This is a genomic window from Aeromonas sp. 600724 (assembly GCF_049175135.1).
GTDB classification, from domain to species: domain Bacteria; phylum Pseudomonadota; class Gammaproteobacteria; order Enterobacterales; family Aeromonadaceae; genus Aeromonas; species Aeromonas veronii_A.
This window is the reverse complement of sequence record NZ_JAAKUM010000007.1, coordinates 188,759-212,100: the sequence shown is the minus strand read 5'-3', so window position 1 is coordinate 212,100 and position 23,342 is coordinate 188,759. Positions and strand designations below refer to the sequence as shown.

The 23,342-nt window shown below is 60.7% G+C and carries 19 protein-coding genes; 10 read left to right on the top strand and 9 right to left on the bottom strand.

Annotation, left to right across the window (positions count from 1 at the left end; all coding sequences use genetic code 11):
* Window positions 1-469 precede the first annotated feature (469 nt).
* On the top strand, window positions 470-787 hold the full coding sequence (gene tmaR / locus G5168_RS09035) for a PTS system regulator TmaR (protein WP_005336024.1): 318 nt from the start codon (window positions 470-472) through the stop codon (window positions 785-787).
* Between the two features lie 208 nt (window positions 788-995).
* A complete protein-coding gene (locus G5168_RS09030; protein WP_421252103.1) occupies window positions 996-4,079 on the top strand; it encodes a transglycosylase domain-containing protein in 3,084 nt (1,027 codons plus the stop codon).
* A 109-nt stretch (window positions 4,080-4,188) separates the two neighbouring features.
* Here G5168_RS09030 and yidA read toward each other — a convergent pair whose 3' ends face one another.
* The 4 genes from yidA to G5168_RS09010 all read right to left on the bottom strand — a co-directional run bounded on the left by yidA (window position 4,189) and on the right by G5168_RS09010 (window position 9,476).
* The gene (gene yidA / locus G5168_RS09025; RefSeq protein ID WP_421252102.1) at window positions 4,189-4,998 is read right to left on the bottom strand and encodes a sugar-phosphatase; all 810 of its coding nucleotides are present in this window, start codon (window positions 4,996-4,998) and stop codon (window positions 4,189-4,191) included.
* A 114-nt stretch (window positions 4,999-5,112) separates the two neighbouring features.
* The gene (locus G5168_RS09020; protein ID WP_421252101.1) at window positions 5,113-6,780 is read right to left on the bottom strand and encodes a FapA family protein; all 1,668 of its coding nucleotides are present in this window, start codon (window positions 6,778-6,780) and stop codon (window positions 5,113-5,115) included.
* A 252-nt stretch (window positions 6,781-7,032) separates the two neighbouring features.
* Window positions 7,033-8,184, bottom strand: coding sequence for a CinA family nicotinamide mononucleotide deamidase-related protein (locus G5168_RS09015; RefSeq protein ID WP_421252100.1), 1,152 nt, complete (start codon window positions 8,182-8,184; stop codon window positions 7,033-7,035).
* Window positions 8,185-8,237: 53 nt separating this feature from the next.
* Window positions 8,238-9,476, bottom strand: coding sequence for an HD-GYP domain-containing protein (locus G5168_RS09010; protein WP_421252099.1), 1,239 nt, complete (start codon window positions 9,474-9,476; stop codon window positions 8,238-8,240).
* Window positions 9,477-9,620: 144 nt separating this feature from the next.
* Here G5168_RS09010 and metA point away from each other — a divergent pair, with 144 nt between their 5' ends.
* The gene (gene metA / locus G5168_RS09005) at window positions 9,621-10,568 is read left to right on the top strand and encodes a homoserine O-acetyltransferase MetA (protein ID WP_019446225.1); all 948 of its coding nucleotides are present in this window, start codon (window positions 9,621-9,623) and stop codon (window positions 10,566-10,568) included.
* Here metA and G5168_RS09000 read toward each other — a convergent pair whose 3' ends face one another.
* Window positions 10,569-11,087: a cyclin-dependent kinase inhibitor 3 family protein gene (locus tag G5168_RS09000; RefSeq protein WP_421252098.1), complete on the bottom strand. Its 519-nt coding sequence runs from the start codon at window positions 11,085-11,087 to the stop codon at window positions 10,569-10,571.
* A gap of 143 nt (window positions 11,088-11,230) precedes the next feature.
* Here G5168_RS09000 and G5168_RS08995 point away from each other — a divergent pair, with 143 nt between their 5' ends.
* A complete protein-coding gene (locus G5168_RS08995; protein ID WP_005336001.1) occupies window positions 11,231-11,701 on the top strand; it encodes an Lrp/AsnC family transcriptional regulator in 471 nt (156 codons plus the stop codon).
* Window positions 11,702-11,792: 91 nt separating this feature from the next.
* Here the strand turns inward: G5168_RS08995 and G5168_RS08990 are convergent, their stop codons facing one another.
* Window positions 11,793-13,757 carry an LTA synthase family protein gene (locus G5168_RS08990; RefSeq protein WP_421252097.1) on the bottom strand — a complete coding sequence of 655 codons (1,965 nt, stop codon included), beginning with the start codon at window positions 13,755-13,757 and terminating at the stop codon, window positions 11,793-11,795.
* 259 nt (window positions 13,758-14,016) lie between these two features.
* Between G5168_RS08990 and G5168_RS08985 the strand changes: the two genes are divergently transcribed.
* On the top strand, window positions 14,017-14,274 hold the full coding sequence (locus tag G5168_RS08985) for a DUF2442 domain-containing protein (RefSeq protein ID WP_005335997.1): 258 nt from the start codon (window positions 14,017-14,019) through the stop codon (window positions 14,272-14,274).
* Here G5168_RS08985 and G5168_RS08980 read toward each other — a convergent pair.
* Entirely contained in the window at window positions 14,271-14,531 is a 261-nt protein-coding gene (locus tag G5168_RS08980) for a hypothetical protein (protein WP_141108901.1), read from the bottom strand. The two genes, G5168_RS08985 and G5168_RS08980, sit on opposite strands and share 4 nt — an antisense overlap.
* On the opposite strand from G5168_RS08980, the gene G5168_RS08975 reads away from it, so the two are divergent.
* Both G5168_RS08975 and G5168_RS08970 read left to right on the top strand, forming a co-directional pair.
* Window positions 14,520-16,487: a TonB-dependent copper receptor gene (locus tag G5168_RS08975; protein WP_421252096.1), complete on the top strand. Its 1,968-nt coding sequence runs from the start codon at window positions 14,520-14,522 to the stop codon at window positions 16,485-16,487. The genes G5168_RS08980 and G5168_RS08975 overlap by 12 nt on opposite strands.
* 109 nt (window positions 16,488-16,596) lie before the next feature.
* The gene (locus tag G5168_RS08970; protein ID WP_421252095.1) at window positions 16,597-18,225 is read left to right on the top strand and encodes an alpha-amylase family glycosyl hydrolase; all 1,629 of its coding nucleotides are present in this window, start codon (window positions 16,597-16,599) and stop codon (window positions 18,223-18,225) included.
* Between the two features lie 83 nt (window positions 18,226-18,308).
* Here the strand turns inward: G5168_RS08970 and G5168_RS08965 are convergent, their stop codons facing one another.
* Window positions 18,309-19,748, bottom strand: coding sequence for a RimK family protein (locus G5168_RS08965; RefSeq protein WP_421252094.1), 1,440 nt, complete (start codon window positions 19,746-19,748; stop codon window positions 18,309-18,311).
* A 186-nt stretch (window positions 19,749-19,934) separates the two neighbouring features.
* Between G5168_RS08965 and G5168_RS08960 the strand changes: the two genes are divergently transcribed.
* Genes G5168_RS08960 through G5168_RS08950 form a run of 3 tightly spaced genes read left to right on the top strand, consistent with a single transcriptional unit; the run spans window position 19,935 to window position 21,536 of the window.
* On the top strand, window positions 19,935-20,456 hold the full coding sequence (locus tag G5168_RS08960; RefSeq protein ID WP_139741640.1) for a GNAT family N-acetyltransferase: 522 nt from the start codon (window positions 19,935-19,937) through the stop codon (window positions 20,454-20,456).
* Between the two features lie 31 nt (window positions 20,457-20,487).
* Window positions 20,488-20,733 (top strand): DUF3624 domain-containing protein, encoded by a 246-nt coding sequence (locus tag G5168_RS08955; protein WP_005363187.1) that lies wholly within the window; start codon window positions 20,488-20,490, stop codon window positions 20,731-20,733.
* A 56-nt stretch (window positions 20,734-20,789) separates the two neighbouring features.
* Window positions 20,790-21,536: an SDR family oxidoreductase gene (locus tag G5168_RS08950; protein ID WP_047436602.1), complete on the top strand. Its 747-nt coding sequence runs from the start codon at window positions 20,790-20,792 to the stop codon at window positions 21,534-21,536.
* 60 nt (window positions 21,537-21,596) lie between these two features.
* On the opposite strand, the gene G5168_RS08945 is transcribed toward G5168_RS08950, so the two are convergent.
* Window positions 21,597-23,069, bottom strand: coding sequence for a C69 family dipeptidase (locus G5168_RS08945; protein ID WP_421252093.1), 1,473 nt, complete (start codon window positions 23,067-23,069; stop codon window positions 21,597-21,599).
* Window positions 23,070-23,342: the final 273 nt, after the last annotated feature.

Here is a 23,342-nt window from a genome sequence, read left to right as displayed (position 1 = left end):
TTAGAATACCGGCCTGTCACGCCGGGGGTCGCGGGTTCGAGTCCCGTCCGCTCCGCCACTAATTTGAAGGCCTTCCCGATTGGGAAGGCCTTTTTGCTATGGGCGATTTTTGCCCAGAGCCCCCCAGATTTGTACACTCGGCGAACACCAAAACCCAGTCTCACGACCGGGCTTTGGTGTTTTTAGCGTATTAAACAGACAGTGTTAGCATTTATCTGCAGGAAGAGAACTAAAGCCCTGTCATCTCCTCCATTTTGTATCCATATCAAGCCTTTATCTGATGGATTACTGGCCATTTTAACTGGTTTACTTTTGGCCAAACTCTGTTCATGGTGCGCGATTAGGGTTGTATCTCGCTTATAACTCGGTAGAGTAAGGGCATCTTGAGTTTGCCTGTCCCGTGCCGAGTTTGCCGGGTTCCAGGTGTAACTTGGCCAGTTTTTATCAACCTTAAGTCAGTGGTATCGATATGGAACAAGTAAACAAGTCCACCTTCAGCGATGTACTGGAATATGTGCGTATGTCCCGTCGCCAGAACAAACTCAAGCGTGAAATTGCGGATAACGAGAAGAAGATCCGTGACAACCAGAAGCGCGTGCTGCTGCTCGACAACCTGAGCGACTACATCAAGCCGGGCATGAGCATTGATGATGTACAGGCGATCATCGCCAACATGCGCGCGGACTATGAAGAGCGCGTGGATGACCACATCATCAAGAACGCCGAGCTTTCCAAAGAGCGTAAAGAGCTGAGCACCAAATTGAAGGGCATGAGCTCTCACAAATAAGCATTCAGCTTTCGCTTAAGAGACACCGGCCACTGGCCGGTGTTTTGTTATCAGCTCGGATCTCTGCCACTCCTGCAACAATCGGCTCCCCTTTTTAGAATTGCCCTGTTACCATCACCACAAAGCGGTCAATAGTTTCAAGCCATTGACTTGAAAAGACTAAGCTTGAGTGAAACACAATAAATTGCGCAACCATGGTGGGGCTGATATGGGCGCATCAGAACAGACGGATTTGACACAAGTGGCATCTCAAGATTCATCTGTCCAGACCTCGGACGGGAACCCAAAGCGTAAGCGTCGTCCCTGGTGGCGTTGGCTGTTCTGTTTTCTCTTTTTATTGTGCCTGGGGGCGGTGATCGCTCTGGTTGGCTATGAGATGAAAACCTCGAAGCTGCAATCTCAGGAGATTTCCCGCTATGCCGCCAAGCTCACCTATCAGGTCGAACCTGGTCAGAGCAAGCAGATCGCTTTCCCTGAGGATGGCCCGTTCGACAAGCGGCTCGGCTATGTGCAACTGCCGATGATGCAGGAGCGTTTGCTTCAGCGGGGCTATGAAGTCAGCAAACAGGTGCATTTCTCCGACGCACTCTATGACTATGCCAGTCGTGGCTTCTTCGTGCCCTATACCGAGAAGGTGCAGGCCGGACTGACGCTGCACGATTGCCGCGCTGAGCCCTTCTATCAATTCAAGTATCCGACCCATCACTATCCGGATTTTGACTCCATTCCACCGCTCGTCATCCAGTCGCTGCTGTTTATCGAGAACCGCGATCTGCTGAGCAACGAAGAGCCGTTGGCCAACCCGGCGGTCGATTGGCCCCGTTTTGCCAAGGCCGCGCTCTCCCAGGTGGGCAAGGCGCTCGATATGCAGGATCAATCTGCCGGTGGCAGTACCCTGGCGACCCAGGTGGAGAAGTATCGCCACTCGCCGGATGGCCTGACCCTGTCGCCGACCGAGAAGATCCGTCAGATGGCCTCCGCCAGCGTACGGGCCTATCGTCTCGGGCCGGAAACCCTTGAAGCGCGCAAACTGGTCGCCTGGGCCTACCTCAACTCGGTACCGCTCTCGGCTGCGCCGGGATATGGTGAAGTGCATGGTCTGGGAGATGGTCTCTGGGTCTGGTTTGGTGCCAATGTTGATGACGTGAACCGTCTGCTGGACCCCGCCCGCAACCAGAACACACCGCTGGCCGAACAGGGGCTTGCCCTGCGTCAGGTGGTCTCGCTGATGATTGCGCACCGCCGTCCCTCTTACTATCTGGCTCAGGGGCGAGAGGCATTGGCTACCCTGACCGACAGCTACCTGCGCCTGTTTGTGCAGGAGGGAATGATTACGCCACCTCTGATGGAGGCGGCGCTCAAGGCCAAGATTACGTTTCGTGATTTCCTGCAGTCCCCGGCTATCACCCGGGTGAACAACAACAAGGGGTTGCAGGTTGCCCGTACTCGCCTGAGCCGTCAGCTCGGGGTGCAGCTCTATGACCTCGACCGGATGGATCTGACCGCCGATACCAGCCTCAATATGCCGCTGCAGAACGAAATCTCCCGTTATCTGCAACAGCTGGCCGACCCGACGTTTGCCGCTCAGGTGGGACTGTTTGGTGAGCGTCTGCTCTCGCCGGAGAAGACCGGCGATGTGCGCTACAGCTTCACCCTGTTCGAGAAGTCGCCGGAAGGGTTCAAGGTGCGGGTACAGACCGATAACACCGATCAGCCGTTTGATATCAATGAAGGCTCCAAGCTGGAGTTGGGCTCAACCGCCAAGTTGCGGGTACTGACTACCTATCTGGAGATCGTGGCCGAGCTGCACGACAACTATGCCGGGATGCCGGTCGAGAATCTGCGCAAGCTGGCTGCCGTCTCTCAGGACAACCTCAGCCGTTGGGCCATCTCTTATTTGATGACGGCTCAGGACAAGAGCCTGCCTGTGATGCTGGAAGCAGCGCTGGATCGCAAATACTCCGCCAGCCCCAACGAAGGGTTCTTTACCGGTGGCGGCATGCACACCTTCAACAACTTCCGCCGCGAGGATAACAATCGCATTCCGACGTTGCGTGACTCTTTGCGTGAGTCGATTAACTTGCCCTTTGTGCGACTGATGCGCGATATCGTGCGCTACAGCCTCTACAAGGAGGGCAACCGTGCCCAGCTGCTCAAGGATGACAAGGATCCCCGTCGTCAGGAGTATCTGGCCAAATTTGCCGACAAAGAGGGGCAGACCTATCTGCTGCGCTTCTGGCGCAAATATCGCGGCAAGGCTCCCGAGGAGCAGCTCGATACCTTCCTCGACGGTCTCAAGCCGAGTGCGGTACGTCTGGCGGCGGTTCACCGCTACCTGATGCCGGAAGCCAGCGAAGCCGCATTTGCTGCCTTCCTGGCGGAGCGGTTGCCGCGGGAGAAGCTGAGTGCGAAACGGGTCAATCAGCTCTATGTGAGCTATGGTCCGGGCAAGTATTCACTGCCGGATCAGGGCTACATCGCCCGGGTGCACCCGCTGGAGCTGTGGCTGCTGGCCTATCTCAAGGAGTTCGACAAGGCGACCTTTGCCGACGCGGTGGCGGCCAGTCGTGACGAGCGGCAGGAGGTCTACAGCTGGCTGTTCAAGACCCGTCATCGCAGTGCCCGTGACAGCCGGATCCGCACCATGCTGGAGGTGGAAGCCTTCCTCGATATCCATCAGCGCTGGGCCAAGCTCGGTTATCCGTTCGATCATCTGGTGCCTTCGCTGGCGACCGCCTTGGGTAGCTCCGGCGATCGTCCGGCTGCACTGGCCGAGCTGATGGGGATTATCCAGAATGGCGGTGTCCGCTCGCCAACTTTGCGTATCGAGCATCTCTCGTTCGCCAAGGGGACGCCCTTCGAGACCGAGTTTGAGCCGCAGCACACCGAGGGCACCCGGGTGATGCCGGCAGAGGTGGCGGCCGCCCTGCGCAGTGCGCTCTCCAAAGTCGTTGAAGGGGGCACGGCAAGACGTATCGCCGGTGCCTTTACCCTGCCGGACGGCACTGTGCTGCAGATGGGGGGCAAGACCGGGACCGGGGATAACCGGATTGAAACCGTGGGTCGTTATGGCAACGTGACCAGCTCGCTGGCGCGCAACCGCACCGCAACCTTCGTCTTCTATCTGGGTGAGGATCACTTCGGTACCCTGACCGCCTATGTACCGGGTAGCCAGTCTGACAAGTTCAGGTTCACCTCGGCGCTGCCGGTGCAGGTGCTCAAGGGGATGGCTCCCCTGCTGACGCCTTACCTGCAACCGGGCTCCCATACTCAGTGTCTGGCGAACCAGTGATGCGAGCGAATTACCGCTCATCACGCAGATAACTGACCAGAAAAAACGGGGAGGCTGACAGCCTCCCCGTTTTTATTTCCTCATCGGACGCAGCAGCGCTCGATTGCGATCAGGCGTTCAGTACGAACTGCTCGATCACCTGAGCCACGCCATCTTCATCGTTGCGGGCAGTGGTGTGCTGGGCGAGAGACTTGATCTCGTCGGTGGCATTGCCCATCGCAACCCCGAGGCCTGCGTATTCGATCATGTGGCGATCGTTGCCGGCATCCCCGACGCAGATCACCTGATCAGCGGTCAGGCCAAGGTGCTCGGCCAGTGCGGCCACGCCGGTTCCCTTGTTACTCTGCTTGTTCATGAACTCGAGGAAGAAAGGGGCGCTCTGTACCACGGTATAGCGCTCATAGAGCTCTGCAGGCAGTCGCTCGATGGCGCGGGAGAGCTGGGGCGGCTCGTCGATCATCATCACCTTCATGATCTGCTCGTCGGCAGGCAGGGTGGCGAAGTCGATCAGATTGATCGGCATGCCGATCAGGCGGGATTCGTGCTCGGTGTAGGTGCTGACACGGGGACTGATCAGGCCGCGGGTGACCGAGAAACCGTGAACGTTCACTTCCAGCTCATCAGCCAGTTTGGCGACGGCGCTGGCGTCACTGCCGGTCAGCAGCTGGCTGCGGATGATGCGCTGATCGGCCACCTGTTGCACCAGGGCGCCGTTGTAGCAGATGACGTAGTCATGCTCAGTGGTGAGGCCGAGCTCTTCCAGATAGCGGCTCATCCCTTCCAGCGGGCGGCCGGAGGCCAGCACAACGGTTACCCCTTTGGCGCGCGCGGCGCTGATGGCGGCGTGGGTGCGGGGAGTAATCTGGCCCTGCGGGTTGAGCAGGGTGCCATCCATATCCAATGCGATCAGCTTGTACATCTCTCACTACCTGAGTCTGGGTGGCCCGCCCGGTGGGGCCAAGGAAGTGGCGAGTGTAGCGAAAATCGGCGGCGGGATCACGACCGGTTCAGCGATGGGGCCGTACCGGTTGAGCTATTTGTGTCCCTCGTAAGGGGTCATCTCCAGGGTTTCATCATGGATGGTCAGACGGGTAGGGCCTCGGGTGATGGTAACCTTGCGTTTGAAGCTGGCCATTTCGACCTCGATGCCGGAGTAGAGGTGCTGGGTGGCAATGACCTCCATCTGAGCCATCAAGTTTCGCAGCTCCTCCTGGTTGGCGGTGAGCTGCTCATCGAGCTGGGCCAGTTCGGCCAGCTGATGGTCCCGGATCGGTTTGAGCTTGCGCAGGGTATCCGGATTACGCTTGTCGCTGGGCAGTTGCAGCAACTTCATGACCAGCTCCTTGATTTTCTCCAGCTGTGCCTGACACGCCTGCTGGCGCAGCTTGAGCTGCTGTTCCTGCTCCTTGTGGGTGAAGTAGCCGCCAAGGATCTGCAGCCGGGTATGGTTGGCGGCCTCGGCCCCCAGGCTGGGGGCCATGATCAGGCGATTGGCAATGCAGGTGCCCCCCAGCAGAGTGCCTTTACGCATGTTGCTATCACCCACCTTGATATCTTGTCCGCTGCGGGAGTAGCAGTGGCTGAGCTGGCTCTGGATCTGGATATCCCCCCCCGCTTCCAGCTGGGCATATTGGGCGTAGCTGGCGTGGATCTCCCCCTGCGCATTGAGTTGGCAAAGGTACTCTCCCTGCTCGTTGCGGCGGCCAATGATGCCGTGGCGAACCGTGATGCTGCCCCCCGCCTCGATCCAGCCTCCTTCGATAAAACCGCCGATGACGATGTCGCCGCTGACACGGATCTTCATGCCCGGGTTGACGTCGCCGCTGACGATTAAGCCCCCTTCAAAATCAATGTGGCCGTGGCGGGCATCCACCTGTTTGACGCTGAGCACCTCGTCCACCTTCATGCCCGCTTTCTCCTGACAGGGCAGGCCAGCCCGACCGGCAATCAGCAGGTCGGGATCGTCGGGGGAGATAAAGGTGCCCTCGCCAGCACTCATCGGGCTGTCTTTGCCATCCTTGGCGGGCAGGTCCTGACCGGTCACGGTAAAACCGGGTACCCCGATGGTGGCCGGATGACGGCGCATCAGCGGAGCGCCGGCCTTGACGGTGACGATGGAGCCGAGATCCCGCAGGTCGACCTTGCCATGCCCCAACTCCTGCGGTTTGAGGATCCGTTCGGCCGGGGTCTCCACCAGCCGCTCATAGCGAGTGTCCTGACCATTGACGGCTGGCTGGCCGTTGGCAATTACCAGCTTGAGCTGGCTGCCGGGGGCGGCCTCCTTGGCCGACTGGATGGCAGCGGTGAGCAGTTGCTCACTCACCCCCTGTTTGATTTCGCTGATGGCGATCGCCTCTTTCAGCTGTTCCAGCGTCACATACTTGCCCCCCCAGTCGGCAGTGATCTGGGCGATGGCGCTCATGCGATCCTTCTCCACTATTACGGCGAGTCGGGCATCCTGACGCTTGCCGATGGGGATGGGGTTGGCGGGGACGGGGGCGGCAGGGTTGGTGAGCAGGGTATTGAGCAGGCTGATGGCCTGTTTGATCCCCTCGGGCAGCGGCTGATAGCGGCGACAGTTGGAAGCGAGCAGCAGAGCCTGCACATCCTGTTCCGTGACAGGTTTGGTGAGACCGGCGGCAATCCGCAGGCAGACCAGTTCCATATCGCTTGATAGCAGCAACCACTCTTTGCTTAACACCGCATCTCCTTGCTGGATGAGAACGGAGCGATCGGCTCGCTCCTCTACTGTCATTTAATCTCTCAATGATTAATAAAGCGAGTCGCCAACCCTGAGAGTGGGCAGTATTCAGATATTTCCTCTGAATGGTCAATGAATTGAAGTCAAATCGGTGATGGCGGCCAGATAAATGTGGGCGCTGTTTGGAAATGGAGTGAAAAGACGGATCGCAGCGCCAGCGACATAGGGTCGCTGGCAGGGGAATGGCGGTTCTTATCTGCTGCGCTGGGCTGTTCTGGCCAGGGTGAGGTAATCGCCGAGCACCGGTTCACCCAGCATATGGCGGCGCAGCATGTCGAGGGCGGCAAAGGCGAGGATCTTGCGGCGGCTCTCCGGGTCGGGGTGGCTGACCTTGACCGTCTGACCGATGTGCATGCCATCGGCGCTGAGCATCAGTGGCACCCCCTCTGCGCCCTCTCGCCCAATGGTCAGTTGCAGGCCCGCATCGGTCGTCGGCAGTTGTGCCAGCTCATCGGCCAGTTGCGTGCTGAAGTTGGCCTCCAGCCGGGTATGGCCGTGACAAAGCGCCAGCAGGGCGCCGCCACTCTCTCCCTCCAGCAGAGCCAGAGGCTTGCCTTGCAGCAGCGCCAGGATCTGCTGCGCCGGTTCCGTATCTCCGCAGCCAACCAGCCAGGAGCGGATCGTATCCAGCAGTCGGTGCTCGGCGTTCTCCATGTCAGCGGTGCTGGCGCCGTGGCCGATCAGCTTCAGCTCGATAAGGGGCATGGAGGAGCGGTAACCCAGCTCGATACCCATGGGCCAGGGGGCGGCATCCAGCATATCGCTGAGCGCTGACTCCGAGATGCCGAAGGTGTAAAAGCGACGCAGCTCGGTATCGATCTGTGCCCCGGCCAGCTGTTTGAGGCGCGGCAGAATTTGCTCGCGCACCATCTGCTTGAATTCGAACGGCACACCTGGGGTGAAGAAGAGCTGGCTCTGGCCACTTCGCACCACAAAGCCGCAGGCGGTGCCGACCGGGTTGTCGAGGATTTCGCTCCCCTGCGGCAACCAAGCTTGTTTTGCATTGCTGGTGGGCATGGTGCGGCCCCGGCTGGCGTAGCGGGCCGTGATGGTAGCAAGCCAGTCGGGGAAAAGGGTGAGCGGCTGTTCAAAGGCTTCAGCTGCCGCCTGAGCAGTGAGGTCGTCGGCAGTGGGCCCGAGCCCGCCACACACCAGCACCACCTCGGCGCGGCTGGCACTCTCTTGCAGCACCGTTTTCAGGTCAGCGAGGTTGTCACCCACCGTCAGGCGACGGCGCACCTGCCACCCCTGTTCCAGCAGCAGAGCGCTGAGCCAGGCCGCATTGGTATCCACCACCAGACCCGTCACTATTTCGTCTCCGGTACTGATGATCTCGATACGCATGGCAGGCTCCTTGGATTAAACGGGTGGCAACGGTTGGCCTCGAGCCAACACAATCAGGCTTTGTTGTGCTCGAAGTAGTAGCTGATCCGGGTACGCGGATTGAGGTACTCGAACACGGCGGGCGGCAGCCGTTTGGGGTGGATTACCTTGGCGATCGACAGTTCGGCTTGCTGCAGGTCGATGATGGCGGCTTCCTGACGGGGAATGCGCGGATCGTAGACCAGCACCGAGGGGTAGAGCAGGCGGGAAGCGTTGACCGACATCACCAGCCCCACCTGACCGTTGGAGAGTTGCACCACGCTGCCGGGGGGATAGATCCCCATCAACCGGATCAGCATGCTGAGGTACTCCGGATTGAACTGCGCCTTGCGCTGCTTGTAGAGGCCGCTCAGGGCCGAGTAGGGCACCTTGGCCTGCATGTGGCAGAGGTTATCGTACTCGTTGATCAGCGACACCATCTGGGTCAGCGGATCGAGCTGGCCGCCCTTGAGCCCTTCCGGCCCGCTGCCATCGAGATATTCGTGGTGGTGCAGCACTATCCCCTTCGCTTCCGACGGGAAATCCTTGGCCAGATTGAGCAGATCCAGCCCGTAGCGCGGGTGCTGGGCCATCAGGTTTTGCTCCGGCTTGGTCAGCGGCTCGGTCTTGCGCAGGATCTGGCTCGGGATCTTCAATTTACCGATGTCGTGGAATAGGGCCCCCATGCCAACCTGACGGATCTCGTCTGCCGTCATGCAGCACTCCTTGGCCAGCAGCATGCTGAGCACGCTCACATTGAGGGAGTGGAAGTAGAGGTTGTTGCCATCCTCGCTGTCGGAGACCAGATGGAGCACCATCTCGTCCACCGAGAGCAGCTGTTCTGTCATTGCATTGACCAGCTCCTGCGCCTCGCCGATGGCATTGAGGGGGCGGGACTGGAGCTTGCTCATCACGCTGCGCACCTGGGCCAGCGACTGCTGAAACTGTTTCTCGCACTGCTGCAGGTTGCGACGATACTGCTGCAACTGCTCGATGCGGCGGTCCTTCTCCTGCTGCATCTGAGCCTGGCGCTGGGCGGCGTCTGCGCTCTCTTGTGGTTGAGGCTGTACCTGATTGAGGGGCTTGGGCGGAACGTCGCTCTTGTCGGGAATGATGGTGACCAGTTTCAGACCGAGTCGGCGGATCAGCTCGATCTCCTCTTCATTCTTGATCTTGAAGCTGGAAAACAGGAACGGGTGTTCGCGCCACCCCAGTGGCAGGGAGACATAGTTGCCGACTTGCAGTCGATCTACGGAAATCTTGATACCGGTCATTATCTTGGATGCAGGGGAGATACTGAGCCGTATGCTAGTCAAAGGCGAGAGTGAATACAAAAGGTATCTGATGACAGGGTGGGAGCTTTATTATAGGCTTCTGGATGTCCAGACATATTTACCGATGCAGTACAGGGAGTAAGCATGCCGATCAAGATCCCGGATCAGTTGCCCGCAGCCGAAGTGTTGGGGCAGGAGAACATCTTCGTGATGACGGAATCCCGGGCCGTCACCCAGAACATCCGCCCGCTGCGGGTACTGATCCTCAATTTGATGCCCAAGAAGATTGAGACCGAGATCCAGCTGATGCGGATGCTCTCCAACTCGCCGCTGCAGGTGGATGTGGATCTGCTGCGCATTGATGACAGGGAGTCAAAGAACACGCCGCAGGCCCATCTGGAGAACTTCTATCACGACTTCGAGCAGGTGCGTGGCAACAACTACGACGGCATGATCATTACCGGCGCGCCGCTCGGGCTGGTGGAGTTCGAGGAGGTGGTCTATTGGCCGCGTATCGTCGAGATCATCGAGTGGTCCCATCAGCATGTCACCTCCACCCTGTTCCTCTGCTGGGCGGTGCAGGCGGCGCTGAAAGCCTTGTATGGTATGGAGAAGCAGACTCACGGCGAGAAGCTCTCCGGGGTTTACCGCCACCATCGCCTCGATGAGCACGAGCCGCTGCTGCGCGGTTTCGATGACGAGTTTGTCGCCCCGCACTCCCGTTACGCGGCGTTTGATGGCGATCTGATCCGTGCCCAGACCGACTTGCAGATTTTTGCCGAGTCAGAAGAGGCGGGAGTCTATCTGGCGGCGACCAAGGATTGTCGTCAGGTGTTTGTCACCGGGCACCCGGAGTACGATGCCCTGACGCTGGACGGGGAGTATCAGCGGGATCTGGCGGCAGGGCTCGACCCGGCCATTCCGGTCAACTACTATCCGAATAACGATCCGGGCAAGACGCCGCGCGCCAGCTGGCGCAGCCACGGTCATCTGCTGTTTGCCAACTGGCTCAACTACTACGTTTATCAGCTCACCAGCTATCGGGTGGAAGATATCGGCAAGGTCTTTACCTACGATCAGGGAGGCAAGTAGTCAGTCGCCCTGCGCCAGCCGCTCGGCCAGCTGGTCGAGCCATTGGCGGTGGCAGGTCAAGGTAAACGCCTTGGGTCTGTGAGCTTTGACTGCGGTCATCGCCTCTTGCTGCGGCTGGCCGAGGGTCATCAGCAGCGCGGCGGCGACCAGACCGGTGCGACCGCTGCCCCCTTTGCAGTGGATGACCAGATGTTTGCCATCTCCCAGCAGCTCGCGCAGCTGTGGCAGCGCCTGTTGCCAGGCCGCCTCGAAGTCGGTGTCGGGGGCCAGATCATCCTCGATGGGCAGATGGAACCAGCGCATCCCTTCGTGCTCTACCTGCTGGCCGAGCTGCGCCAGTTCGAGTCGGATCAACTCGGCGCTTGTCATCAGGGTCACCACTCCGTGGGCACCGGCCAACCGCAGTTGATCGAGCGCCAGGGTCAGCGGCACCTGCTGGGTGCCGGGGCAGGGGGTCAGCAGCAGCTGACCGTCGACACGGGGAACCTCAAGGCTCCAGAAGGGGTGATACGGGTGCATGGCGGATCCTCGTGTGGTGGCCGCAGGGCTGCGGCCGGTGAATGGCGCCAAGGATAGGCGGGGCAGGGGGGATGTCAATGGCCGTTGTGTTTGCCCCGGTTTACGGGCAGAGTCTAAAAAATTGAGCGGTTCAAGGAGTTAAGATGAGAAACCTGGATCAACTGGATTTGGATATCCTGGCCCATCTGTTTCGGGATGCGGGCATGACCAACAAGGATCTGGCCGCGCTGGTGGGCGTTGCCCCCTCCACCTGTCTGGAGCGGGTGCGCAAGTTGCAGCAGGATGGCGTGCTCAAGGGAGCGCACTGCGAAGTGGATTATCAGGCCCTCGGTGGCCACATTCAGGCCATGGTCTCCCTGCAGCTGGCCCGTCACAGCCGCCAGATCATCGATGCTTTCCGCGATGCTATTCTGGCGCTGCCCGAAGTGATCAGTCTGTTCCACATGGGGGGCAAGGATGATTTTCTGGTGCACCTCTGTGTCTCCGATACCGAGCACCTGCGCAACTTTGTCTTCGATCACTTCACCTCCCGCGAAGAGGTGGTGCACCTCGAAACCTCGCTGGTATTCGAGCACAAGTTCAGCCGCTCCCTGCCCTGCTTTCCCCAGCCATAACGGCCAGTGGGCCGACAGTATGAATAGATAGAAAAAACCGCCAGCTGGCGGTTTTTTCTATTCTGCAATTGGTTGAATCTGCACGGGCGGCTCAGTTGGCGGCGGTGCGTTCATCCTTGGCCGTCTGATAGAGGCTCTTCTGATAGGCCATGCTGCCCCACAGGGCAAGACCGAGGGCATCTTCCTTCAAGGCGTCCGGCTGCGCCGCCAGAGTCAGCTTCTCGCTGGCATTGTCGTAGACATAGCCCTCTGCCGCCCGCTCCGGTTGCAGGATCACCACATCCTTGCCGCGCATCAGGGCGAAGTTCTTGTCGTACTGCATGATGGCGCGCCCCGGCCAGTCGGCGGGCATGCGGGTCAGATCCTTGCCCAGCATGGGGTGGTCGGCACTGATCCCCATCAGGGAGAGCAGGGTCGGTGCCATGTCGATCTGGCTGACGATGCGCGGATCCTTCTTCGGCGCTATGCCGTCGCCGACGATGACGCCGGGGATATGGAAGCGGGGGATGGGCACCAGACTGGAGCCGCCGACCCGGCTGTCGTGATCGGCGATCACCAGGAACAGGGTGTCCTTCCAGTATTCGGACTGTTTCGCCTTCTTGAAGAACTCGCCGATGGCGTAATCCGCATACTTGGCCGCGTTGTTACGGGTCTGCTTGGGCTGCTCGAAGAGCTCGATGCGATTGTCCGGGAATTCGAACGGATCGTGGTTGCTGGAGCTGAACACCAGACTGAAGAAGGGTTTGCCCTCCTTGTGCAGCGCCTTGAAGGTCTCGTCGGCTTTGGCCATCAGATCTTCATCGGAAGCGCCCCATGAGCCCTTGAACACCGGATTGTCGAAATCCTTCTGCTCGACGATGGTGGTGAAGCCGTTGCCGAGGAAGAAGCTGCGCATGTTGTCGAAGTGGCTCTCGCCGCCGTAGATAAAGCTGGTGTCATAACCTCGCTGTTTGAGCAGATCGGCGATGGTGAAGAAGTTGGTCTGGCTCTTGCCGAGTTTGACCACCGCCTGTGCCGGAGTCGGTGTGAAACCGGTCAGTACCGCCTCGATACCGCGCACCGAGCGGGTGCCGGTGGCGTAGAGCTGCTCGAAGGCCCAGCCCTGCTGCGACAGAGCATCGATGTTGGGGGTGAGCGGCAGACCGCCGAGGGAACCGACAAACTGGGCACCCAGACTCTCCTGCAGCAGGATCACCAGATTCTTCGGTTTACCTTGGAAGCTCGCCTCATTGAAGGTCTGGCTGGGCAGTAGTTCGGAGTTGAAATCACTGGCCGGACGGCCACTCTCCTTGCGCATGACCTCGAGCACCTTCTGCTCCGTCATCTCGCCGTAAAACTGGCCGGCATCCTCCTCGGCGCCCATCTGTTTGATGGCAAAGAAGAGGGAGTAGGCGGAGTTGACGGTGAGCGAGTTGACCAGCGGATCTTCGGCAAAGGCGACCATGGCCGGGTTCAGGGCGCGGTGGCCGAGACTGGAGCGGGCACCGAGAAAACCTATGGCCAGAATGAGCAGGGCGAAGGCAGGACGCAGATACCAGCGGGGGAAGCTGAGGCCACGCACCAGACGGCCGCTCAGCCACCAGCCACCGGCCAGCACGGCGCCACTGAAGAGTAACGCCAGCAGCAGCTCGGCTTTGCGCCCCGCCCACAGCATGGCGAACACCTCTTTCGGATAGATGAGGTACTCCACATAGAGACGGTTGGGACGCACGCCATATTCGGTGACAAACGAGGGGGTGGAGATCTCGAGGAACAGCATCAGCCAGAGCCCGACGGTCAGCCAGACGCGCATCAGTTGCAGCCAGCCTCGGCCGATGGCATGGGGGCCTGCCAGCAGCAGAGTGAGCATGGCGGGGACACCCCAGACCCAGCAGAGGGTCGCAAAGTCGACCCGGATCCCTTGCAGCAGCATCTCCTGCCAACCGGCCACGGCATCCACCCGTTCCAGTTGCCAGAGACCGAGGGCGATTCGGCTGAAAGAGAGAGAGAAAAGCGCGAGCGCGCAGAAGACGGCGAAGGGCCAGAACGGGCCGAGTCGATGTTTTAGATTCGTCATGTTTGTTCCTGAATGAGACTCTAAACGTCTGTCCACAGACGTTTTTTTAGTTGTTGTGAGGTTATGACAGATCGAATTGGTTAAGGTTGCATTCAAGTTTGTTAAAAGTCGGCATTAACACATTTATCATCTAAAAATGTGATGTCGCGCCACTAATGAGCACAGCATAATCTGCTGGGCAAAATGTGAGCCACAGCGTGTATGGATGGGGAACTGGTGTTTATAATTGCCGCGAATTATCTCAATCGGAGCCGAAGGGATGCCGGTCTTTATCGATGTCGAGTATGTGCGGGGATGGCGCCTGTTTCTGGTGTTATCGGATGGCACCACGGGTGTGCTGGATCTGACCCCCTGGCGAACCCAGCCGCTGTTTGCAAAGCTGGAGAGCGAGCGTCACTGCGCCCGGGTCTTCATCAACCGTCACCACCAGCTGGAGTGGCCTGTTGGCTGCACGCTATCCGCCCATGAGGTCTATCACCTCATCTCTCCCATCGATGAGCGGGAAGCCTTCAGCTAATCCCCATTTTTTGTGAGCCAACGCCAGATTCCTGTTACTGGAATGTTTGCCCGTTTGCCTTTCTGAGCCAACTTGGGTAAAACCTGCGCAACATTTTGCCAACTTGCCTTCGCTTCACCTGACAGAGGCTTGCCGCTTTCGCGCCGCAGGCCTTTTTTGCGGCCTGATGGCAAACCTTTCCCTTGCTGAAATGTTTGGTCGGTTGAATGAAAATAACAAAATAAACAAATACATAAGGAAAATGTATGGCTTGTCATATGCGCACACCTCTTGCCCTGCTGGTGGGCGGGCTCGCCTGTCACGGCGCTGCCGGTCAGGAATCGGTTCAACAGCTGGATCCCATGGTGGTGGTGGCAACCCGCCCCGCCAGCACACTTGAAGTGACGCTGGATCCCAAGAAGCCCGGTTCCCCCATGCCTGCAGCCGACGGCGCCGGTTATCTGAAGAATGTCACCGGCATGAGCATGGTGCGCAAAGGGGGGCTCGGTGGCGACCCTGTGCTGCGGGGGATGGGGATGTCCCGCCTCAACGTGCAGATGGATGGCGGCATGCTGGCCGGTGGGTGTGGTGGCCGGATGGACCCGCCCACGGCCTATGTGTTCCCCCAATCCTTTGACCGGATCCGGGTGCTGAAGGGGCCGCAATCCCTCGAGCAGGGTGCCACCCTGGCGGGAACCGTACTGTTCGAGCGGGACAGACCCGAGTTCACCGCACCGGGCCTCAAGGCCGATGCCTCGGCCCTCTATGGCAGCTTTGGCCGTGATGATCAGATGGTGGATATGACGGCGGGCTCGACCGACGGCTATCTGCGCGGTCAGTTCACCCACTCCGACAGCGACGATTACCGCGATGGTCACGGTAACAAGGTGCGATCTTTCTATCGCCGCGAGAACGGCACCGCCCAGCTGGGCTGGACGCCGGGGGAGCACACCTGGCTGGAGCTCACCGCCGAGCGCAGTAACGCCCGTGCCGCCTATGCGGATCGCACCATGGATGGCCCCATGTTTGATCGCGAATCCTTCGGGCTGAAGCTCAAGCAGGAGCAGATCACCACTCACTGGCAGCGCAGCGAGCTGACCCTGTGGGACAACTACATAGACCACATCATGGACAACTTCAGCCTGCGGCAAAACAGCAGCACCAAATCCCTGAGCAACCCTGATCGCCGCAATACCGGCGGCCGCTGGGCCAACGATATCGCCCTTCCTGCCGACTGGTTGCTGACCGCCGGGCTAGACAGCAACCGGGATCAGCACCGCAGTCGGAGTGGGGTCGACTATGCCACCAAGGATCGCCAGCGCACCCTGCGTTTCGAGCAGCAGGGTGGCTTTGCCGAGCTGGGTCGTCAGCAGGGGGCTCACAGCTACAAGGGCGGTTATCGTCAGGATAGGGTCGAGACCACCCGCTATGGCGCCGGTGAACAGACCCTCTACAGCGATACCCTGAGTCTGAACAGCGGGTTTGGCCGCTACGAGTACCAGTGGTCGCAACGCTGGTCCAGCTATCTGGCGTGGGGGCAGGCAGAGCGGGCGCCGGACTACTGGGAGCGCAGCAAGGACAGCACCCCGTTCACCCTCAACCCGGAGCGCAGTCGCCAGTGGGATGCGGGGTTGGCTTTGCGCAGCCGCGAGCTGGACCTGACCCTCTCCCTCTTTAGCGCCGATATCAAGGACTACCTGCTCTACAACAGCAAGTCGAACAAGGTGCGCAATATCGATGCCCAGACCCGGGGTGGCGAGCTGGAGGGGCGCTGGCAGTTTGCCGAGCAGTGGCGTCTCGATGGTGGTTTGGCGGTGGTCTACGGCGAAAATCAGAGCGACAACAAGCCGCTGGCCCAGATGCCGCCGCTTGATGGCAAGCTGGCATTGGGCTGGCAGCCGGACGAGGCGCTGAGCTTTACCTTGCTGGGGCGCGCGGTGGCGGCGCAGGATCGGGTGGACGTCGGTTCCGGCACGGTCGCGGGTCAGGATCAGGGGGAGACTCCGGGCTTCTTCACCATGAACCTGAGCGGCGCCTGGCAGTTTGCCAAGGGGTGGCAGCTCTCGGCCGGGGTGGACAACCTGTTCGACACCTTCTACTACGAGCACCTCTCCAAGTCGGTGCACGCCAGTCAGGCGGGGTTGGGCTATGAGCAGAGCGGCCGCATCCCCGAGCCGGGCCGTTCCTACTGGCTCTCGCTCAACTACCGTTTTGCTTCGGCAGGGGTGCTATAACCAGTTGAGTCAGATAACGTTTTCAGTCACAGACACCGCTGTGTGAGCATCGCTATCATGGTGGAAAACAGGCGTATCAGACGCCTGCTCTCACAGCGGGAATATAACAATGAAACAGGGAACGTTACGCTATGGCGGCCTGCTCGGGGCCGCCCTGTTACTTGCGGCTTGCGGCGGCAGCGGTAGTTCAGGCGGGGAGAGCTCTCCCCCCGTCGTCAATCCGCCGGTCACCCACCCTCCGGTCGCGACGGCCAGTCGTGCCTGCTATGGCGACGATCAACCCGCCTGCAACCTGCGCATCTATCAGGTGATGGTGGAGTCGTTTGCCGATGGTGACGGCAGCGCCAACTACGGCGTCGGCTATGGCCCCTCCCAGCACAACGGCGATCTGCAGGGGATCATCGATAGCCTCGACCACATCAAGAGTCTCAACGTCAACGCCATCTGGCTCACCCCGGTGTTCGACTCCTGCGCTGGTCAGGGCGGTGATAACAAGCTCGATGCCACCGGCTACTTCGCCTGCGACTTTTTCACCGTGGACCCCAACTTTGGCAGCAATGCCAAGCTCAAGCAGCTGGTGGACGGGGCGCACCAGCGTGGTCTCTATGTCTTCCTCGACGGGGTGTTTGGCCACGTCAACAAGGTGGGGGTGAGCAAGCCCTCGCCAGAGGGGCGTCTGCCAGCCCTCACCAGCGGCGGTGCGGGTTATCCCGGCCAGCTGGTGGATTACAGCAAGCCGGAGAGCCTCGCCTACTTCAAGGAGGTAGCCCGCTACTGGGTAGAGCAGTACGGCATCGACGGCTGGCGCCTCGATCAGGCCTATCAGCTTGGGCTGGATGATTGGCGCGCTATTCGCAGCGAGGTGGAGCAGGCCAGCGCGGCGCGCAAGGCGGCCGGTCAGCAGTGGGGCACCCTTGGCTACATGGTGGGTGAGGTGTGGAAGGGGGCTGACGACATTCGCGCCCAGGCTTACGGCAGCAGCGACAATCCGGCGCTCTCCTCGGCCTTTGACTTCCCGTTGCGCTACGGCATCGTGCAGGCGCTGGCGGTGGAGGAGTCCGGCAAGGGCGGGCAGGGGGCCAGCGTGCTCGATGCCAGCTGGAACAAGGTGGAGAACTACCCGAATCACGCCATGCCGAATCTGATGCTGGGCAACCACGATCTGGTGCGTTTTGGCGATCTGCTGGAACGCGGCAACTTCAAGTCGGCCGAGTACTGGCAGCGCCACAAGGCGGCCTTCAGCTTTATGGCGGCTCGCTCCGGCCCCATCACCTTCTACTATGGCGAGGAGTTTGGCGACGAGGTGCCGGGCTTTGCCGCCAAGGTTGGTGGTGACTGCGCAGCGCAGGGCTTGTGCGACGATCATGTGGCCCGCAGCGACGGCAAGGTGCCCGCTGTCACCGGCTTTGTGCCAAGTAGCGAACAAGCCGAGCTGAAAGAGTGGCTGGCCCAGCTACTGGCGATGCGTGCCGCCCACCCCGCTCTCTATCAGGGAGAGCGAGTCAAACTGGTGGCCGAGGGCAGTCTCTATGGTGACATCAAGCAGACGGCGGGGGAGCAGATAGTCTACCTGCTCAACCTCTCCACCACGGCACTCAGCTACAACCTGCCGACGGGCAAACTGCGCAGCGGTAGCGCGCTGATGGATCTGCAAAGCGGCGAGAGTCTGGCCATCGGCGGCAGCAGCGTGACGGTGGAGATACCGCCCTTGAGCGGGCGTTTCCTGCGTCTGCAATAAGTCAGCCACAGCACGCGTTGATATGAGAGAGGGCGCCATCGCGGGGCCCTCTCTGTCATTGTGGGCGACAAAGTCATGGCGGGTTATGCGGTGGTCTGGCCCCTGTTTTCCAGCCGCTGGCGAAAGGCGCGGGCCAGTCGTTCGTAGAGATCCTGCGCCTCCATGTCTTCGATATCGCCGCGGATCCAGGGGTTATCGACGATCTCCAGCAGCACGCAGTCGCGCCCTTGCTGGCGCAAATCGAGCCCGTAGAGGCCATTGCCGAGCTGATGGACTGCGCGGCGGGCGGTCTGCAGTACCCGCTCCGGCACCTCGTTAAGCGGCAGCGCCTCGATGCGGCTCATGTCGAGGGGGTGCTTGCGGCGGCGAATGCGGTTGCCGGGTTCGGGCCGGTAGCGGCGACAGGCGAACAGCGGCGAGCCGTCGAGAAAGCCGATGCGCCAGTCAAACTCGGCGGGGATCCGGCTCTGCACCAGCAGCAGGGCGGAGCGGCCCAGCCCCTCGTCCAGCAGGCGGGCCAGCTGCTGCTCGTCGCTGGCCAAGGCGAGATCGCGCCCCTGTGCCCCGTCGGGCACCTTCACCATCAGCGGCAGGCCGAGCCGCTGTACCAGCTCGTCCACATGGTGGCGGCCGCGGCGGGTCACCACCATGGTGGGCGGCATGGGCACGCCGCTGCGCACCATCAGCTCGTAGAGGTAGAGTTTGTTGCTGCAGGCGAGGATGGCGCGGGAGCTGTCGATCACCGGCATCTTGAGCTGTTCGGCACGGTGGGCAAATTCGAAGGTGTAGTGGCCGACTGCGGTTTCGGCACGCAGCCAGAGGGTGTCGAACTCCGGCAGCCGCTCTATGGCCGACGGTGGCAGGATCTCGGCCCGGATGCCCTGGGCTGCGGCAGCCCGGATAAAGCGCTCCAGCGCCAGCCCGTCACTGCTGGCCCGGCCATCATCGGGATCCACCAGAATGGCGAGCTGATAGAGCGGCGCCGCCTGCTCCTCATCACCGGTCCCCACCAGCGCCTGGGCGTGGTGCAGCATCAACTCTTTCTCGCTTGGGCTCAGCTCCAGCGGTGACAGGCTCTGCTGCTGGCGTACCGACCAGCCGTGGCGGCCGCGCTTGAGGGTCAGCTCCTGCAGCGGCAGCTGGCTCAGGCCATAGTAGTAGCGGGCCAGCCCCGCCAGCTCGCTCTGTTCACACTGGCCGAAGATGGCGCGCACCCGGATCCGATCCTCGCTCTGCTGGGCCAGCCACCCCTGTGCCTTGCGCCACAGTTTGGCCGGTGGCTGCTGGGGTTGCAGTCGGCTGATGGCCTGCAGACCCGGCAGGCAGTGGTGGCCGCGGGCTTGGGCCAGCAACGAGCAGTAGTAGCCTGCGCTCAGGTGCTCCAGATTGCGGCAGAGGTTGATGATGCGGGGTCGGCCGCCGGTGGTCGGCACGCCATGTTGCAGATAGGTGCGGGCGGTCAGCAGATAATCGGCATGGCAAGGCCAGTCGCCCAGCTCTTCGACGATGACATAGGTACTCATATTTTCGGCTCCACAGATCAGACTGCCTGAACAGGCAGGATCCCCAGTGGGCTTCGATGCACCGACAAGCACGACAATGGCGCGAGGGGAAACAAGAGGTTACAGTGCCTAATATGACGCCTTGGTAACTTGTGATACAAGTCGCATTTTTGGTGCTGAGGATAAATAACCGAACAAGGACTCCCCGTGTTGACCGTACGTGCGGCCCGAACCGATGATCTGGGCGCCATCGTTAATCTGGAACGCTACTGTTTTCCCCCCGAAGTCGCCTTTGGCCGCAGCCGCTGGCACTATCTGCTGGCCCACGCCAAGGGGCGCACCCTGTTGCTGCTGGACGAGAAACATCAGCTGATGGGCTATCTCTGCCTGCTGGAGCACAGAGGCTGGGATCGGCTGGTCATTCAGGCACTGGCTATCCGCTGGACGGTGCGCCGTCTCGGCTGGGCCCGCCGCCTGCTGGAGCAGGTGATCCGCGAGGGCAAGGCCGCTGGCTGGGGGGCGATCCGGCTGGAGGTGGCGGATGCCAACGAAGAGGCGCTGGCGCTCTATCAGGGGTTGGGATTTCGTCCCCAGCAGCGGCTGGCGGACTACTATGGCCGCGACCAGCACGCCCACCGACTGGTGCTGCCGCTGGTGAGCGACGAGGAGCGTGAGCGGCGCAGAGTGGCTCGCACTCAGGCGCGCAAGCCCTCTGCGCGGGCCAACTGATCATGTTGAACGAGCAGAATCGAGGAGCAGGATGAGCTGCGACAACTGCCTTGCCACCGCCATCAGGGCCAAGCTGGGGCGCTGTCCGGTCTGCGCTGGCCAGACCTTCGTCATCGGCCTGATTGGCTGGCTGGTCTGGTGGTGGTGCGGCGCCGACACCTCGGTCAACGCCCTCACCGGCCTGTTGTTTGCGCTGGGGGGCTCGGGCCTGCTGTTGCTCCATCTGGTGGTATTTGTCTGGCGCAAGGCGACCGGACGTGAATTGAGCGATGAATGAATCTTAATAGATTCAAACAGATAAATAACAATATCGGTGTAGATATGGAGGTTCAGATGATTGCAATGGTAACGGGCGCCTCGTCCGGTTTTGGTGAAGCCATCAGCCGCCAGCTGGTGCAGGCAGGCTACAAGGTGATCGGTACCGGTCGCCGTGCCGAGCGGCTGGCCGCGCTGGCCGACGAGCTGGGCGAGCAGTTCCTGCCGCTGGCGTTCGACGTGCAGGACAAGGCGGCTACCCGCGCCGCCATCGCCAGTCTGCCGGTCGCTTGGAGCGAGGTGGATCTGCTGGTCAACAACGCCGGTCTGGCGCTGGGGTTGGAGCCGGCCCACAAGGCGGATCTGGAAGATTGGGAGCAGATGATCGCCACCAACATCAGCGGTCTGACCCTGCTCACCCGCCTGCTGCTGCCGGGCATGGTGGCGCGCAATCGCGGCCACGTCATCAACATCGGCTCCATCGCCGGCACCTATCCCTATCCGGGCGGCAATGTCTACGGCGCCACCAAGGCGTTTGTGAAGCAGTTCAGCCTCAACCTGCGTGCCGATCTGGCGGGCACCGCCATCCGCGTCACCAACGTGGAGCCGGGGTTGTGCGGCGGCACCGAGTTCTCCAACGTGCGCTTCCACGGTGACGATGCCAAGGCGGCCTCCGTCTATCAGGGGGTGGAGGCGATCCAGCCGGAAGATATCGCCAATACCGTGCTCTGGGTGAGCCAGCAACCGGCCCACGTCAACATCAACAGCATCGAGATCATGCCGGTGGCGCAGACCTTCGGCCCGCTCAATATCAGCCGTCGCTGATCGCTGCATTGGTTGAAACAAAGAGGCTCCCGTGGGAGCCTCTTTGCATTGGCGAGCCGATTAGAGGCTCATGATCTTCTTGAACTCCTCCGGCGAATACTTCTTCTCGCTGCGCTTGGTGAGATCCGTCATCAGCTTGTAGCGCAGATCTTTGGCCATCTGATAGGTCTGCTCCAGCTGCCCATAGGAGTAGTCGGCGGCCAGCCCGATGGCGGTAGCCTTGTCGCTGGCGTAGGCCTGTTTCAGGCTCTGGTCGAGGACGGCGACCTCCTTGTAGAGCTTGTTGATCTCCTTGCTCCAGACGCCGCGCAGCAGCGGTAGGTATTTGTCTGGAGCGGCGCTGGCCAGCGCGGTCAGGCTGCGGAACTGCCAGTAGGCGGAATCATCGGAGTAGCTGTCGTTACCGGTGCGATAGGGCAGGGGGTAGGATTCCAGCGCGTTGTAGAGCGGCACCATCACAGATTCGGCCAGCACGCCATAGCTCTGCCAGATGAGCCCCTGCAGCTCTTTGGGCATCTCCTTGCGCAGTTGGATGACGTGGGATTCCAGCTGGCGATCGACGCGGATCGGCCGCTCCGCCTTGCCCGCGAGCGGCGTGCCGTCATAGGTGGCGCTCAGCACCCTGGCCACGTCCGGCACGGCGATGGGGGCATCCGGCTTCATAAACAGTGGATATTGCGCCTGCCGGGTCGCTTGTTTGTGGGAGGCGGTCAGCATGTTCTGGCCGAGCCACTCCCGATCCACGTTGTAGGGATCGGCAATCACTCCGAACGCCTTGGCGAAGTTGAACTCTTTCGGGTCGGCGTTATCCAGCAGTTTGTGCTCGCGCACGAACTCCAGCAGCTTGGGCGAGTGCAGCACATCGGCGCTGTCGAGATTGACGCCGTGGATGCGCAGACCGTTGGCCACCATGGCGTAGCTGTCGTCCGGTACCCGCACCGCAATCCAGTGGTGGCCGGAGCCAATTTCCATCAGCCAGGCTTCGTTCACATCTGCCAGATAGAGGCTGTTGCCCTCACCGGCGCCATATTGCTCCACATAGCGTCCAAGCAGCTCGACCCCCTCTTTGGCTGTTTTGACCTGCGGCAGGATCAGGGTCGGGATGATGGCTTCAATCACTCCTTTCTCGATCAGCGGATCGGCTTTCCGGGCCTTGTCGTTGACCTCGGCACTGGTGGTGGCCGAGATGGCGACGTTGAACTCGTTGATGCCGCGCTCTTCATAATATTTGCCTGCCGGATCGCTGGTGGTGGCATCCCAGTCGTGGATGGCGGAGTAGGCGAAAAATGCTTTGGGCATCGGCACTTCCAGCCCGTTGCCCAGTTTCCAGACCTTGCCCTCGTTCTGCTGCGCGGGCCGGAAGGCGAGGTACTTGTTCCAGTTGTTGACGCCAAAATCCTCGTTTCTGGCGATCATCACGCTGCCGTCCAAGCTGGCTCCCTTGCCGACAATAAGGCCGGTACAGGCGTCGGCACTGGTGCTAAGCAGGGTGAGCAGGGTGGCAGAGAGAAGACTCAAGGTGTGTTTTTTCATAGGTGTACCCGAAGGGTTGCGGTGAGTGAGAGTCAGACGAGGGGATGAGGTGTGGGGAGGCTGCAACTCCGAACTGGCAGCGGAGTGAGCACGGCAGATTGGTCTGCCTGTTATTGGTTTTTCGAACAGATCATCCATGACACGGCTGGCTGGTTGTGATGTGCGCCAAAATTGTATTCCCGAGTGGTTGTTTATTTTGTGATCGAGCTGCGGTTCCTGACTTTTCTCTGGCGTCGTGGCGCGTGGACGGCGAAATGTGCCAAAACAGCGAGA